Origin of the sequence: Pseudoalteromonas sp. SR45-4, assembly GCF_014163535.1 — a bacterium.
Taxonomy (GTDB): domain Bacteria; phylum Pseudomonadota; class Gammaproteobacteria; order Enterobacterales; family Alteromonadaceae; genus Pseudoalteromonas; species Pseudoalteromonas nigrifaciens.
Genome location: NZ_JACJDO010000010.1, coordinates 25,179 through 41,209 on the forward strand (window position 1 = coordinate 25,179; position 16,031 = coordinate 41,209).

Genomic DNA, 16,031 nt, shown 5'->3' on the forward strand with positions numbered 1-16,031 from the left:
GAATTTAGTGCGCTATGTGCTAAAGCACACTAAATAATTTAAGTGTGCTTTTTATAGGAAGTTGTTGGTATTAAAGCTACAACTTACTTATGGCGACCTATTAAGCATTTTACTACGTCTTCAAGGGCTAAGCCTTGGCGTTGTAATAACACTGTAAGGTGATAAATTAAATCAGCCGACTCGTTTGTTAGCTCATCGTTATCGTGTTTCATTGCTGCAAGGGCAACTTCTACGCCTTCCTCGCCTACTTTTTGACAACTACGGCTTAAATCTTCTGCAAACAAAGACGCTGTATAACTTTTAGCTGGGTCGTCGTTTTTACGCGCTACAATAACATCTTCAAGTTGCGCTAAAAAGCTTAGGCTTGGTTTTGCATCATCGCCAAAACAGCTTTGTGTGCCTAAGTGGCACGTTGGGCCTTCTGGGTTGGCAAGTACTAAAATAGAATCGTTATCACAATCGGTATGCACTGACACAACATTTAAATAGTTTTGAGATGACTCGCCTTTGGTCCATAAACGCTCTTTTGAGCGCGAGTAAAAGGTTACTTTTTCAGTTTTTAATGTCACGTTAAGTGCTTCGCTGTTCATGAAGCCTTGCATTAAAATAATACCAGAGCGTGCATCTTGAATAATAGCAGGGATCATTTCACTTTTAGTGAAATCAACTTGAGTTTGGTTGTCGAGTGTTAATATCATAATCTTGCGGCCACTTGGTTATTAGTTAAAAATTGTTTTAGTTCACCAATGTTAATCACATTTTTATGAAAAACACTGGCTGCAAGTGCGCCATCAACTTCACTTTGTTTAAACACATCTACAAAATCTTGCATAGATCCAGCACCGCCTGAGGCGATAAGAGGAATATTACACAGTTCGCGTATTTTACTTAATTGCTCAATATCATAACCGTTACGTACGCCGTCTTGGTTCATACAGTTTAATACTATTTCGCCAGCACCAAGATCTTGTACACGTTTAACCCATTCTTGCGTTTTATAGCGGGTACGGCTTGACGCATTAGGATCGCCAGTAAGTTGGTACACTAAGTATTCACCGGTCACTTCATCGTAAAAGCTATCTATACCGACCACTACGCATTGCTTACCAAATTCATCGTGCAGCTCTTTTATTAGCTCAGGGCGGGCAATAGCAGGGCTGTTAATGCTGATTTTGTCTGCGCCGCGTTCAAGTACGCGAGCTGCATCGGCAACCGACTTAATACCGCCTGCCACGCAAAAAGGAATATCAATATGGCGGGCAATACTCTCTACCCAATTTACATCGAGTAAGCGTTTTTCAACACTGGCACTAATTTCGTAAAAAACCAGTTCGTCTGCACCGGCTTCGCTGTAAGCTTTTGCCATAGTTAAAATATCACCAACTACTTCATGGCCTTTAAACTTTACGCCTTTGACTACTTGGCCGTCTTTAACGTCGAGACATGGAATTATACGTTTTGATAACATGGGAAAGTCTCGCAGGTAGTGTGTTTATTTTTGAAAGTCATAGCTACTATTCTTTTCGTTAATATTTTGCATGAATAACAACAACATCAAAAACATTATTGTCGGCAAAAGTGATCTTAATAATTACCTACAGTATATATATATCTAAGCGTTATTTATAGGCGAAATATCTTATAGTTAATTACTTTTAAAGCTATTCAGAGGATTGTATAAATAACAAAAAGTGCGTGTTTACGGATGCTAATTACGTGCTGTATTAATGCGTTAACCTATAATGAACGGCTCTAAGCAGCCGCTAACTTAGCGCTTTTTAGGATATACATAGTGAAGCTGTAGGAATATTTGAGTTTTTCAGTTCAGTTCATTTAAGTTATGTATTGTTAAAATTAAATGCTCAACTTAAATTGACTTGTGGTTGGCTGTTATTAGCATGGTCATGCTTTTTACTTTTATGTTCATACATTCTTTTATCCGCTTTGTTAAGCAACTCATCTAAGTTTGCTGCTTCGTCGGGATATAACGCATAGCCAATGCTCACTGTAATTAAGAGTTCGTTATCTTGCAACACAATAGGTAACTCAATAGCGTTTAAGTATCTGGTTATTTGTTTTTCTATTTGGTTGACGTTTTCAATATCGGTGCTTATAACAACGAACTCATCCCCGCCAATACGCGCGATACAGTCTGTTTTACGGGTAATATCCTTTAAACGATCGGCTATTACGGTTAATACAAAATCGCCAACTATATGGCCGTGAGTATCGTTTATTGGCTTAAGTTTATCTAAGTCAAAATATAAACAAGCTACTTTACTGTTCTCTTGTTTAGCTTTTCTAAACTCACATTCAGCAAACTTTGTTAGGGTGTTGCGGTTTGCAAGCCCGGTTAAATAATCGGTTTGAGCTAGTTTGAGTACTTCGTTTTCAGCGATAATACGCTTTGAAATATCAGAATTAATACCGACTATGCTATCACCATATACTCGGCCATCGGCGTTTATATAACGTATTGTTCCACAGGGCAGTATAATTTTAAATTCAGCATGAAACTTTTCATTGTTTGCTATTGCCTTGGTCAGGCTATTTGTAACACTATCATAATCATCAGGATGAATTGTTTGTGACCACTGAGCATAGTTACTAGAAAAAGTACTCTTTTTAATGCCATAAAGTGTGTGCATCCAGTCATCCCAAATAAGCACATCGGTTTTAAAGTTCCATTCCCATATGCCAATATTAGCCGCATCTGCGGCTAATGCCATTCGATGATGCAAATTATCTAGCTCAATTCTAGCTTCTCTGAGCTCAGTAATATCTTCAGCAATACCAAGTAAAAACTTAGCCTTACCTATACTATCTTTTATAATCACCTTGTGAGTACGTAAATAACGAGTTGTTCCATTTATGGTTACGGGTTCTTCGTTAATTGTTAGCGAATTGTTGGAGTTCAATACTTTGCGATCAGCTTTTACAAAAAACTTTGCTTGCTCTGCTGGGAATATATCAAAGTCATTTAGTCCAATAAGCTGTTCTTGTGATTTACCAAGTAATTTTTCAGCGGCTTTATTTACATGACTATAATTTAGGCTCTTAGTTTCTTTAATAAATAAAATGTTAGGTAGGGCATCAAATATAGTTTGTGTAAAGGCTTCTTGGTTTTGAATATCGGTTAAATCTTTAATAGTAGCGACTAAAGGGGCGTTAGTTAGCTCACTTATAGGGTTGATTGCGATTGTTATAGGAAACTCTTGCCCACAATTTTTGCACCCCTGTAATAATTGACTTTTGCCAAAGTTGGATTGATCTTCATTAAATGAATGATAAAGCTTTGCATGCTTTTTTGGCAGCAATATAGCAATGTTTTTGCCAATTAACGCTTGTTGATCAAAACCAAATACTTTAGCGGTTGGAGGGTTAGCAAATTCGATAATGCCTTGGCGATCAAAACATATCACTACGTCTTGTACTGTATTTAGTACTGCTTTTAATTTTGCCGATAACAAGCTTCTGGCGCGTAATTCCATACTGCCTACTAAAAATAAGCTCAATACTAGCACTACAAATATAATCACTTGGGCAAGTTGTGCGCTGTTGTCATTTGCAAGGTAGGTTGTATGGCTAGATTCAAATACATACATAGAGAGCATACCAATATAATGCATACCCGAAATAGCACTGCCCATTACCAGCGCTGCTAAGAAGTTAACCCGCTTTTGTTTATTTTGCGTTGTTTGGCGTAATTCATTTATTTTTAAAGCTAAACCCGAAAGTGCTACGGCAACAAATACAGAGAACGTAAACAGAATGGGCTCATAAGCCATATGCGCTGGCATTATCATGGCTATCATACCTACGTAATGCATACTGCAAATACCTAAGCCCATAAGTATACTTCTAAACCATAAGTGTTTAAAACGCTCTAAATTAGGGGATATAACAAAATAACTAGCAAATATACTGGGTAAAATTGAAACTAGTGTTATAGGTATATTGTATCTTACAGGAATAGGGAGTTGGTAGGCTAACATGCCAACAAAATGCATTGCCCAAATACCTGCACCTAAAAAGCATGATGACAGTAGGGTCCAAAAAAGCTTTTCGTTTTTAAGTTGCGCGCCTTTAATACGAGCAGAAAGTAAAAATGAAATATAAGATGCAAATACCGCTGTAAATACAGATGCTAAAACAAGTATGGGGTCATATTTGGCTGTGATCACCGCTGCTTTGAGCATTTCTGGCGTTACAAAATGTAGCGTTAAATGATTAGTCAATGCGGTCCCTCACCTTAATTATAAGCTCTAAGGGCCTATTTATGAATAACTTAAGTATAGTATACAAATATAGTGTTGACCATTAAATGCTTAACTGAAAAATATTACTTTGGGTTATTTTAGTACCGTTAGTATGAGGGTTTTTAGAGGTTTTATAACGGGGAAATAGGGTTAAGCAAGTTGGTTATGTTAAGTAAGTTGCGATATAAAATGAGTTTGTTGGATTAACTATGGAGTTAGCTTTAACGTATTGATAATAAAAGTATGAAGTAACATTGTTTTAATACTTCAGAGGTAAGCACTTTTTAAGTGCATCAGTACTTACAGCGCGTGGGCCATGGCGCTAATAGCGGGGCTGTTGTTAACGCTCGCCATAGAAGAGATATTAATTATGCTGCCATAATCGCTATTTTTCATGTGAGGAGCCACTAATTGACAAAGTCGGCACATGGTAAACACATTCATATCAAATACGCGTTTAAATTGGCTACTTTAATGTCGCAAGGGTTTTATTTACCTGTACCATCGCCGCCAACAGTGTTAACAAGTACGCTGATGGGCACTTTATTAAAGTTATGAAGCTAGTTATTTATCAACAGCATAGAGCGATATTTTATGTTGTGGGTTGGGTATAAAAAAGCATGCGGCCAGATAATATTTTACATTAGCTGGCCGTATATTTTATTTACTTTGCAATATTTAGTTTATTACCTTAGGCATTAACTGGCGTACGTTCATCCTTTTTAACGCCCATAAAAATAGCGTAAAGCACAGGTATAACAATTAAGGTTAGTAATGTGGCAAAGAGTAGGCCAAATACTAATACAACCGCCATTGATTGGAAAAACGCATCAAAATAAAGCGGTATTACCCCAAGTACTGTTGTTAGTGTTCCCATCATTACTGGTCTTACTCGGCTATTAGCCGAATCGACAATGGCATCATAACGTGGTTTACCTTGCTTAATTTCCATATCCATTTGATCAACCAATACAATGGCATTTTTAATGAGTAGACCAGATAAAGAGAGCAATCCTAATATCCCCATAAACTCAAGTGGGGTTTGAGTTGTTACTAAGCCAAATACCACGCCTATAAGAGCCAGCGGAACCACAAGCCAAATAATAATAGGTTGTTTTAAAGCATTGAATAACACCACTACAATTAGCACCATAGCTAAAAGGCCAAGTGGTAGTGTTGATGCAAGCATTTCATTTGACTCTTTTGATTGCCCATACTCACCATCCCATTCCAATGTGTAACCGGCAGGTAAGTCAATCGCTTCTATTTGTGGCCTTACTCGATTAAATAATTCAGATGCAAGCTGCCCAGGAAGTGGATCGGCTTGAGCCTTAATTGTCCACATTCTATCTTCGCGCTTTAAAATACCATCACGCCATACGGTTTTAAATCCATTAGTAACTTGCTCTAATGGGATTGTTTTACCTGTGATTTGGCTAGGAATTTGAATGTTGCCTATATCATTAACATTCGAGCGCTCTTTTAGGGGAGCTCTAACAATAATAGGAATTAACTCTTCACCTTCTCTATATTGGCCAACCGTTTTACCAGAAAAGTTTTGTTGTAACGCTTCAGCAATTGCTTTGCGTGTTACACCTGCACGCTGGGCATTAATTGGCGAGTATTGCGGTTCAATAACCCTAACTTGCTGGCGCCAAGTATCTTTAATTGAGAGTGCACCGCCGTCATCAATCATGATTGCTTTCGCTTTATCGGCTAATTCACGAATTACTGCGGGTTCTGGCCCTTTAAATGTAGCCTCAATTTTAGAACCACCTCCGGGTCCCATTACAAAACGCCATACTTTGCCCTGCGCTTCTGGGAAGGTGTCATCTATATACGCTTGTACTTTAGGGATCATAGTATCAAGCACTTTATAGTCATCTACTTTAGCTAATATTTGGCCATAAGAACTGTTTGGTGATTCTGCTCCATAAATAAGCATAAATCGTAAACCGCCACCACCAATTAAGGTTTGTAGGCCCTCAATACTCTCTTGTTGTTGAATAAAGGATTCAAGCTTGATCATATCTTTTTTGGTTTTTTCGATATCAGTTCCTTGCGGTAACCAAAAATCTACTACCATTTGTGGTGTTGTAGAGGCTGGGAAAAACCCAGATTTTACAAACTGAAATCCCCACATTGATGCACTAAAAGTAAATATCACTACAGCAACTGTTAACCAGCGATGATTAAGCGAGCTAACAACAATGGATTGATAAGCCGCCATAATCATATTAGGCTTAGCTGTTGTAGAGGTGTCTTTATCTTGTTCTTTAAACAAGCAAAAACAAAATAGTGGCGTTAGGGTAATTGCAAATAACCAACTGTAAAGTAAAGAAATTAAAATAACCCAAAATAAATGCCCAGTAAATTCGGCAGTATCACCCGGTGCTAAACCTATAGGTGCAAAGGCCACAATACCTACCAAAGTGCCGCCTAATAAAGGCCACCTTGTTTGCTTTACAACTTCAGATGCTATTTCTAGCTTTTTGCGCCCTTGTTTAGTACCCACCAGTATTCCCTCGGTGACAACAATGGCATTATCAACCATCATCCCTAAAGCAATAATTAATGCCCCAAGTGAAATTCGGTGCATGGGTATGCCGCTAAAGTCCATGGTTGCTAGCGTGGCAAAAATAGTTAGTAGTAATACTGCGCCAATAACAAGCCCAGAGCGCAGCCCCATAAATACAAGTAAAGTAACAACAACAATAATTAATGCCACAATTACATTTACTACAAAGTTATCTACCGATGCCTGAACAACCTTACCTTGATGATAATATTCATGCACTGTTATACCAATGGGTCTCACGTTTTCAGCTTGTTTAACGCGCTCATCTACGCGCTCAAACACTTTAACAACGTTAGTACCAAGCACACTGGCAACCCCTAAAGAAATTGCCGGTTGCCCGTTGTAACGTACAAGTTTAGTTGCTGGGCTTTGAAAACCACGATATACATTAGCAATATCTTTTAAATATATAGCTTTACCGTCATTGGTGGCGCTCACTAATAGATTTTGTATTGTTTCAATAGAATTAATAGAGCCGGTTGGATCTATAAAAATACGTTGATCACCAATTTGCGTATTACCGGCACTTATTACTGTATTTTGCTTATCTAAAATTGAATAAATATTACTGATTGAGCTACCTAAAGTGGCCAAATCTTCACGGGCTATTTCAACAAAAATACCTTCTTGTTGAACACCGGTCATGGCTACTTTAGCAACGCCTTTAACTTGTAAAATATCACTTTGCAGGTTTTTAGCGTAAGCATGCAGCTCATCAGGAGAGTAACCCTCGGCTGTAATTAAATAGCTCAAACCATATACATCGCCAAAATCGTCAAATATTTGTGGCGTACCTGTACCTGGTGGAAGGGAAGGGCGAGCATCATTAATTTTATTTCTTAGTTTGGTCCATATTATCTGTAGCTCAGACTTTGTCGGCGAAAACTCCGATTTAATCTCAACTTTGATCTCAGACATACCCGATGAAGAGGTAGACGATATGGTATCAATTTCCTGCAATTCTTGAATAGCACGCTCTAAAGGCTCAGTTACTTCTCGGGCTACCTCTAAAGGGCTCGCACCAGAGTAAGGAACAAACACTTGTGCGGTACGAATTATAAACTCAGGGTCTTCAAATCGTGCCATGTTTTTATATGAAGAGAAGCCAAAGCCTAACGTCAGTATAATAATTATGGTACTAATGAGTTTGTTATTAATAGTCCACTTTGCTAAATCCATTACTCAAGCTCCTATGACTTAGTCCAAGCGCGTACTTTCATACCATCGGTTACATAATTTGCACCGGCACCAACAATTACATCGCCGGCTTTTATACCACTGGTAACAACTAGTTCTTCACCAATACCGTTTACTAAGGTGACAACCGTTTTACTCACGATCATAGATTCACTTACTGCCCATACATAGTGCTGGCCATTTTCTTCAAAAATAGCAAATGTAGGCAGAGTAATTTCATTTGTAGTCGACTTATTATCAAATTCGATACGTAAACTGGCATTCATGCCGGGTAAAATATTTAGGTTTTGCGGTACAGCAAATGAAAACCTAACTTCATAAGTTTGGCTAGACGTATCAGCTTCTAAATTAGCGCGACGAAATGTAGCAGGAATAGGAGTATTAGCAGCTGATTCTAAAAGTACAAAGGCACGGCTGTCTGTACGCGAGTCAACGGTGGCAACAATAGAAGATGGAATATTAACAACCACTTCCATTTCGCCTTTACCAAATAAAGTAACTATATGCTGGCCTGCATTTACATTCTCAAGCGCCTCTACTGGTACAGCGGCTACAATTGCATCATAAGGGGCAACTAAAGTACTGTCTGTCAGTGCTTTTTTTGCTGAGTCATAGCGAGATTGAGCAACTTCTTTTTTCGATTTTAGCTGCTCTATATCTCTAGCCGAAATTACGCCATCTTTAGAGAGCTTAATTCCGCGATTAAAGTCATTATTAGCTGTTTCATACTGTATTTTTGTAGAGTTTACTTCGTTAATAAAGTTACGCTTTTCTAACGATGCCAGTTCGTCACCTTTTAATACGGATTGCGCTGCAATAACATTGAGTTTGTCTATTTTACCGCCAACTTGAAATGCCAACTTTGCGCTTTTTATCGCATCGACAGTAGCAGGATAAGTAAGAATGTTTGATTGCGCAGTATCTTTAATGGTAATTAATTTAACAGGCTTTGGGGCCTTTTCAATTTTTGTATCTACCTCAGGCTCAGAGCAGCCCGACAGTAGTACTGCTAATGCAATGCTTAGCGTATATCGATTTTTTACTACATGTTTTATATTCATATTTTATGCCTTTTATAAAAATCAGGTACGCTTAAACTATATAAACCGGTAAACCTACAACAAACTGTGTAACTATTAATAACCTTATTACTTATAAGGAGTATCACCATTGCTTTTATTAACTTTCCCAACGACTTATGAATAATTATACCAAATCGATTGAGTGTAATTCTGTATTGTTATGTTGTTATTAGAAGTAAACGCTATAAAGCCAAATACTGCAATTATAATTGTTATTATAATGTTAATTTAATATTTGTTATACAAAGAGTGTACTTTAGCGCATATTATTAAGAATATCATTGTAAATTCAATGCGTTAATATATCTGTGCGTTAATGTTTTTGTTTGTGCGATTGTGTAACTCAGTGATACAGGTAAGTATATTATGTTGCAAAATTGCGAGTTTGAAAGAGCTTACCATATTGCTAGGGCTACTTTAAGTACTGTATGAGGCTAGGTTAAGGGCTTTACCTGAGGTGTTGCTTAATAATTAAGTTAATGAATAAAAGCACAGTATAGGTACTGTGCTTTTTTGTATATATATTAGATTCTTAGCGTGTTACTGCTAGTGCTTCTTCCACACTAAAGGCGCCATCGAGCAGTGATTTACCTAAAATAATACCGCCAATACCCAACTCTTTGAGCTTTTTAATGTCATCAAGTGAGCTTACGCCACCAGATGCTTGTACTTTAATAGTTGAGTTATGCTTAATTAAATCCTCGTACAGCGCGAACGATGGGCCGGTCATGGTGCCATCCTTACTGATGTCCGTACATAAAAAATCGATAACACCTAAGTTAGCATAAAAATCTACTAGCTCAAGTAAACCAAACTCAGATTCAGTTAGCCAACCATGGGTTGCCGGAGCCCAGCCAGTGGCTGTTTTATTTACATCAAGGGCAATAACAAAGTGCTCTGCGCCAAACTGCTCAATCCAGGCTTTAACTTGTTCGCGTTTTTCAACCGCCATTGAGCCAATAACCACTTGGTTTGCGCCGGCTTTTAGCCAATCACTTACATCTTGCTCACAGCGAATGCCACCGCCAACTTGATACGGCACATTAAGTGCTTTTGTAGCCGCTTGAATGTGTTGCCACTGTTTTTTACTTGGATCGCGGGCACCTTCTAAATCAACTAAGTGAAGTTTACCTGCGCCGCTGTCGGCGTATTCTTTTAAACGCGCGCCTAACTCGAATGGGTAAAACTGTACAGTCTCGTATTTGCCTTGGTATAAGCGCACAATTTGATTTTGTAATACGTCTAATGCTGGAATAATCACAGTGTGTCTCTTTATTAATAGATGAGGGGCAGCCTACAACTGCCAATCAACAAAATTTTGTAATAAACGCGCGCCTATTTTAGCGCTGCGCTCTGGGTGAAACTGCATGCCGGCATAGTTATCTTTGGCCACTATGGCCGAAAAACGTTGTCCGTACTCGCCACTTACTAATGTGGCGTTGTTTACCGTGTGCGCAAAGCTGTGTACAAAGTACACTTGCTCGTCTGGTGTTAGTCCTTTTGTTAAGGCATGCTCTTTATTTATGGTTAAATTGTTCCAGCCCATATGCGGTGACGTAAGTTGACCTACATCAAGCGCTGTTACATGCCCAGGTATTTTACCTAAGCACTGCACGTTACCTTCTTCGGTGCTTTCGCACAGTAACTGCATACCTAAGCAAATACCCATTAGCGGGCGCTGGTATTCGTTTATAGCGTGTTGCCAACCGTTATCTACTAAGCGTTTCATGGCAACCGAAGCATGGCCTACACCTGGTAATATAGCGCGCTCAAAACCCGCTAATTGCTCTGGTGAAGTAATTACTGTTGGCGTTTGCCCTAGGCGTTCAAACGCAAAACGTACTGAATTTATATTGGCACAACCGGTATTAATTATGGCAATCATAAACATCCCTTAGAGCTGGCTGTTTGCTGGGTCGTGTCTTGTGCTACGGCCATACGAAGAGCACGTGAAAACGCTTTAAATAAACCTTCTACTTGGTGATGGCAGTTACCGTCGCTTACCGATAAAATTAGGCTAATTGCGGCGTTATCACTTAAGCTTTTGAAAAAGTGCTCAACCATTTGTACGTCTAAATCACCGGCTTTTTCGCGGCTAAAGTTAGCGTTTAATACAAATGATGCACGGCCCGATAAATCAATTTGTGCTTCAGCTTTACACTCGTCCATAGGAAGGGCAAAACCATAGCGTGCAATTTGCGATTTAGTGCCAAGCGCTTGTTTAAGTGCGACACCAAGAGCAATACCAATGTCTTCAACAAGGTGGTGCTCGTCTATGTGTAAATCGCCTTTAGCTTTAATGTTTAAACCAATGTTTGCGTGGGTGCGAATTTGATCAAGCATGTGATCAAAAAAGCCAAGTCCGGTGTCTATGCTGCCATTTTTAGTTTGATCTAAGTTTATGGCTACATCAATTTGGGTTTCTTTAGTGTTGCGTGTAACACGACCTTCGCGGTTTGCGGTGGTCAATTTAGTTACTATCGCACTCCAATCGCCGTCGTATAAAATACCTTCACAACATAAGTTTTGAGCAAGGCCAATATCGGTCTGGCGATCGCCAATAACAAAAGAGCGCGCTAAGTCTACTTTGCCTGAGCGCATAAGCTCGGTAAGTAAGCCCGTTTTAGGTTTACGGCAATCACAGTTTTGCTCGTCAAAGTGTGGGCAAATTAATACCTCGTCAAAGCTAATGCCTTGGCTTTGCATTATTTCCATCATTTTGTCTTGTGCTATGTCAAAATCAGCAGTAGGAAAGCTATCTGTGCCTAAACCATCTTGGTTAGACACCATTACTAAACGGTAACCTGCGGCTTGTAATTGTAATAACGCAGGAATAACACCAGGTAAAAATGCTAGCTTTTCAAGGCTATCTACCTGTTTGTCGGTAATTGGCTCTTCAATAATAGTGCCGTCGCGGTCTATAAATAAATAGGGGTTACTCATGATACTTCCTGTTGTGCTGAAATTGCTGAGGCTGTTGGCAATGCTAGGCCATCAAGCCAAATTTTTACTTGTTTAAGTTCTTGTTCGCTACCAATTGAAATGCGTAGCCAGTCGCTTTCACCATATAAGGTAAAAGCGCGCATAACCAAACCTTGCTCAAGTGCGATTTTAAAATAGTTTTTATCGGCTAACTTTAAAGTAACAAAGTTACCTTCACCAGTGAGAATTTTTAATACAGCAGGCGATTCACTTAGCCACTGTACAAGTTTAGCTTTTAAAGCGTTTAAAATAATCACTTGGCGGCGCATTGAGGTAATTGCGTCTGGGGCAATTGCTTGCGCTGCAATACTTGCTACTACGCCAGATACCGGATACGGCGCTATTACTTTACGAATTGGCGCAAGAGTTGCTGCTTGTGCAAGCGTAAAACCGGTTCTAAGGCCTGCCAGTGCAAATGCTTTTGAAAGGGTACGTAGCACCACTACATTACTAAATTGGTTTATTAATTTTGTAGCGCTTTGCTCTGGGCAAAATTCTATATAGGCTTCATCAACAATAACCAATGCTTTATCTGCAAGTGCTGTTGCAATTGCTGTCACTTTATCAAGTGGGGTTAAGCTGCCTGTGGGGTTATTTGGGTTACAAATAAATACCAATTTTGAGCTGCCAACCGCATCTACTATTTCATCAACACTGCCATTTAATAATTGCGCTTGTGTTAGTGCGTTAATGGCGACATTGTGTGTATCGGCAGTGACTTTATACATGCCGTAAGTTGGCAAAAATAGCGCAATGCTGTCTTTTGCGCTTTCGCAGTATGTTCGCACTAAAAGCTCTATGCCTTCGTCGGCACCACGGGTCATTAGCACGTTTTCGCTTTCAAGCTCTGCATACGCCGCGTAGCGGTCAATAACCAGTTGTGGTTGTGGATCTGGATAGCGGTTTAAATCTTCAGCACTCAGCTGGATGGTTTTAGCATAGGGGCTTTCGTTGGCATTTAACCAAGTTGTGCCGCTTAACTTTTCACTTTTAGCTGAGCTGTAAGCAGCAAGCGCTGCAATATTTGCTGGTAATAAGTTATTAGCTTGCGTGCTCTCATTGCTCATTTTTAATTGCCTCTAAGCGAATTGAAACCGCATTTGCGTGAGCATCAAGGCCCTCGGCATTTGCAAGGGGTAAAATAGCTTTTGACAGCTGGGTTAAACCACTTTTAGTAATTGTTTGCACTGTGTAGGTGCGAAAAAAATCAAGTAAGTTCAAGCTAGAATAGCTTGCGCTATAACCATAGGTTGGTAATACGTGATTAGTACCTGATGCATAATCGCCTGCCGATTCAGGCGTATAATCGCCCACAAATACTGAGCCCGCATTTTTAACTTTATTTAGGTAGGGTGTGGAGTCTGCTAGTTGCAAAATTAAGTGCTCAGGGCCGTACTGCGCTGATACGTCAAACGCTTGTGCGATTGAGTCAACTAAAATAAGTGACGAGTTAGCCAAGGCTTGCTCGGCGGTTTCTTTGCGGCTTAATTTAGCAAGTTGGCGAGTAAGCGCCTGCTGAGTTTGCGCAATAATACGTTCGCTGTTACATAATAAAATAACTTGCGAGTCAGCACCGTGCTCTGCTTGTGAGAGTAAATCGGCGGCTATAAATTCTGGGTTTGCACGTTCATCTGCAATAACCAGTACTTCAGATGGGCCTGCAGGCATATCAATGGCCATGCCAGGTACAGTTTGCGCCACAAGTTGCTTAGCCATAGTGACAAAGCTATTACCTGGGCCAAAAATTTTATTCACTTTAGGCACTGACTCTGTGCCATAAGCCATTGCTGCAATTGCGCCTGCGCCACCACTTTCTATTAGCGTGGTAATGCCGCATAATTTTGCTGCGTATAAAATAGCGGGGTTAATGGCTTTATCGCCTTGTACGGGGGTAGCAAGTACAACGGTTTTTGCACCGCTTAATTGGGCTAATACACCTTGCATAATAACCGACGATGGCAGTGGAGCACTGCCACCGGGTACATATATACCAACAGCTTCGATGGCTTGATATTTCAGTTCACACACAACGCCCGGTTGGGTCGATAATTTAATATCTTTAGGTAATTGCGCTTCATGAAAACATTTTACATTTGCATAAGCGGTATCAATGGCATACTTAAGCTCTGCACTGAGCGCCTGCTCAGATGCGTTTATTTCATCAAGCGGCACACGTAAACGTGGGTTCGCTCTATTATCAAACTCTTTAGCCATGTCTAGCAAAGCGTCGTCGCCTTGCTCTTTTACTTTAGCTAAAATAGTTTTACATATAGCTTCAACCTTAGCGCTGGCCGAAACCGCAGGGCGTGTTAGCGCCGCTGCTTGTGCTTGTGAAGATTCCTCATTCCAACGAAGCATGTTACTTACTCCATCATTTTTTCAATAGGCATAACTAAAATTGAGTTAGCACCTAGGGCTTTTAGCTGCTCCATGGTTTCCCAAAATAAAGTTTCGCTGCTTACCATGTGCAGTGCTACATAATCATCACTACCGGCAAGGGCAAGTAGGGTAGGTTGACCAGAGCCAGGCAAAATTTCGCAAATTTCTTCAAGCTTATTTTTTGGCGCGTGTAGCATAATGTATTTGCTTTCTTTAGCTTGTCTAACACCACGTAGGCGCGGCATAAGCTTATTAATAAGTGCTAATTTATCGGTATCTTGTAGGTCTTTATTTTGAATTAAACAAGCGTTTGATTCTAAAATAGTATCGCCTTGCATTAATCCATTCGCTTCAAGCGTTGCGCCAGTAGAAACCAAATCACAAATTGCATCAGCAAGGCCTGCACGTGGCGCTACTTCAACCGAGCCGGTAAGCATAACCGTGCTGGCGTTAATGCCTTCGCGTTTTAAGTACTGTTTTAAAATTTCAGGGTAGGTGGTAGCAATGCGCTTGCCTTCAAACCAGCTCTTGTCTTGCTTACCAAGCTCTTGTGGCCACGCTAGTGCTAGGCGGCAGTAACCAAAGTCTAGTTTAGACAGTTTAGTTACTTCGCTTGGGATACCTTGGCGCAAACGCTCAGCTTGCACTTCTACTAGTACGTTTTCACCCACTATGCCTAAATCACATACGCCTTCCATTACTAAGCCTGGAATGTCGTCATCGCGCACACGTAATACATCAATTGGCATATTAGTTGAGTGTGCAATTAAGCGTTGTTCACGAAGATTAAGTTTGATACCTAGCTGTTTAAGTAGCTCTTGGCAATCTTTTGAAAGGCGGCCGCCCTTTTGGATGGCGATACGTAGACGATTACTGTTGTTCATTCTTCATTTTCCTTTAATTTAAAAACTAAAAACCCCGAGGCGGAACCTCAGGGCGAAAATGAATCAATTTTTTATGACTCGCCAGAGGTTCCTTTTAGGAATAACCTCTCAGCGAAAGACCTGACAGGTTATTCCGATGAATGGTGGTGATGTACTGATGTCAGGTTTAAGCGCATTTTATTGTCCTATTTAACAAACGTTTATATAGTTAACGTGTGTTGTTATGTATCTCGATTTGTGCGTATCATAAAAACATAAAGCAGCATAATATGGCAAGCCTTTTTTTACATAATTAAAGAATATGTTATAACCGCCGATATAAACTAGGATTAATGTATATTGACTTAAGCTTTAAAAGCTCAAACCATAAATTGATTTTGGTATTGAAGGAGGATGTATGGATATTATGATCCCCTACTTAGGGCCAATTACGCGTTTAGCGCTCGAGCCTAAAGGGGCTTTTTATATTGCGGGCGTAAAACAAGGTGCGAGTACTGACAAAGTCGCATTAGACGAGCGTAAAAAACGTGAGTTAGAAAAAAAACAAAAACTGTCACTTATCAACGAAAACACCGATAACTCGGGTATTAAAAAAGATGAAGACGGTACGCCGCACCTAGATACATGGGCATAAGTTGTTAAGCTGCGTTATTAAGCGCAGCTACAAAAC

The 16,031-nt window shown here is 39.8% G+C and carries 12 protein-coding genes and 1 pseudogene; 1 reads left to right on the forward strand and 12 read right to left on the reverse strand.

Annotation, left to right across the window (positions count from 1 at the left end; genetic code table 11):
* Positions 1-83: 83 nt before the first annotated feature.
* From hisIE to hisG, 12 genes and pseudogenes are all read right to left on the reverse strand, one after another.
* Positions 84-698 carry a bifunctional phosphoribosyl-AMP cyclohydrolase/phosphoribosyl-ATP diphosphatase HisIE gene (hisIE, locus tag H5058_RS06475; RefSeq protein ID WP_086997536.1) on the reverse strand — a complete coding sequence of 205 codons (615 nt, stop codon included), beginning with the start codon at positions 696-698 and terminating at the stop codon, positions 84-86.
* Positions 695-1,468 carry an imidazole glycerol phosphate synthase subunit HisF gene (hisF, locus tag H5058_RS06480; RefSeq protein WP_011330107.1) on the reverse strand — a complete coding sequence of 258 codons (774 nt, stop codon included), beginning with the start codon at positions 1,466-1,468 and terminating at the stop codon, positions 695-697. Before hisF ends, hisIE begins: the two co-directional genes overlap by 4 nt.
* A 394-nt stretch (positions 1,469-1,862) precedes the next feature.
* The gene (locus tag H5058_RS06485) at positions 1,863-4,238 is read right to left on the reverse strand and encodes a diguanylate cyclase domain-containing protein (protein ID WP_182677356.1); all 2,376 of its coding nucleotides are present in this window, start codon (positions 4,236-4,238) and stop codon (positions 1,863-1,865) included.
* Between the two features lie 321 nt (positions 4,239-4,559).
* Positions 4,560-4,715 (reverse strand): annotated as a pseudogene (locus H5058_RS18695) (SDR family NAD(P)-dependent oxidoreductase); the annotation flags it as partial.
* Positions 4,716-4,950: 235 nt separating this feature from the next.
* The gene (locus tag H5058_RS06495; protein ID WP_182677358.1) at positions 4,951-8,016 is read right to left on the reverse strand and encodes an efflux RND transporter permease subunit; all 3,066 of its coding nucleotides are present in this window, start codon (positions 8,014-8,016) and stop codon (positions 4,951-4,953) included.
* An 11-nt stretch (positions 8,017-8,027) separates the two neighbouring features.
* Positions 8,028-9,095 carry an efflux RND transporter periplasmic adaptor subunit gene (locus H5058_RS06500; RefSeq protein WP_182677360.1) on the reverse strand — a complete coding sequence of 356 codons (1,068 nt, stop codon included), beginning with the start codon at positions 9,093-9,095 and terminating at the stop codon, positions 8,028-8,030.
* Positions 9,096-9,648: 553 nt separating this feature from the next.
* Positions 9,649-10,377 (reverse strand): 1-(5-phosphoribosyl)-5-[(5-phosphoribosylamino)methylideneamino] imidazole-4-carboxamide isomerase, encoded by a 729-nt coding sequence (locus H5058_RS06505; RefSeq protein WP_011330113.1) that lies wholly within the window; start codon positions 10,375-10,377, stop codon positions 9,649-9,651.
* 33 nt (positions 10,378-10,410) lie between these two features.
* Positions 10,411-11,001, reverse strand: coding sequence for an imidazole glycerol phosphate synthase subunit HisH (gene hisH, locus H5058_RS06510; protein WP_041454940.1), 591 nt, complete (start codon positions 10,999-11,001; stop codon positions 10,411-10,413).
* Complete coding sequence (gene hisB / locus H5058_RS06515) at positions 10,998-12,059, reverse strand: bifunctional histidinol-phosphatase/imidazoleglycerol-phosphate dehydratase HisB (protein ID WP_024604828.1); 1,062 nt, start codon at positions 12,057-12,059, stop codon at positions 10,998-11,000. The genes hisH and hisB overlap by 4 nt, the downstream gene beginning before the upstream one ends.
* On the reverse strand, positions 12,056-13,165 hold the full coding sequence (gene hisC / locus H5058_RS06520) for a histidinol-phosphate transaminase (RefSeq protein WP_182677362.1): 1,110 nt from the start codon (positions 13,163-13,165) through the stop codon (positions 12,056-12,058). The genes hisB and hisC overlap by 4 nt, the downstream gene beginning before the upstream one ends.
* Positions 13,155-14,456, reverse strand: a complete 1,302-nt coding sequence (hisD, locus tag H5058_RS06525) for a histidinol dehydrogenase (RefSeq protein WP_182677365.1) — start codon at positions 14,454-14,456, stop codon at positions 13,155-13,157. Before hisD ends, hisC begins: the two co-directional genes overlap by 11 nt.
* Before the next feature lie 5 nt (positions 14,457-14,461).
* Entirely contained in the window at positions 14,462-15,361 is a 900-nt protein-coding gene (gene hisG, locus H5058_RS06530) for an ATP phosphoribosyltransferase (protein WP_011330118.1), read from the reverse strand.
* A 397-nt stretch (positions 15,362-15,758) separates the two neighbouring features.
* Between hisG and H5058_RS06535 the strand changes: the two genes are divergently transcribed.
* Entirely contained in the window at positions 15,759-15,995 is a 237-nt protein-coding gene (locus H5058_RS06535; protein ID WP_011330119.1) for a hypothetical protein, read from the forward strand.
* Positions 15,996-16,031 lie beyond the last annotated feature (36 nt).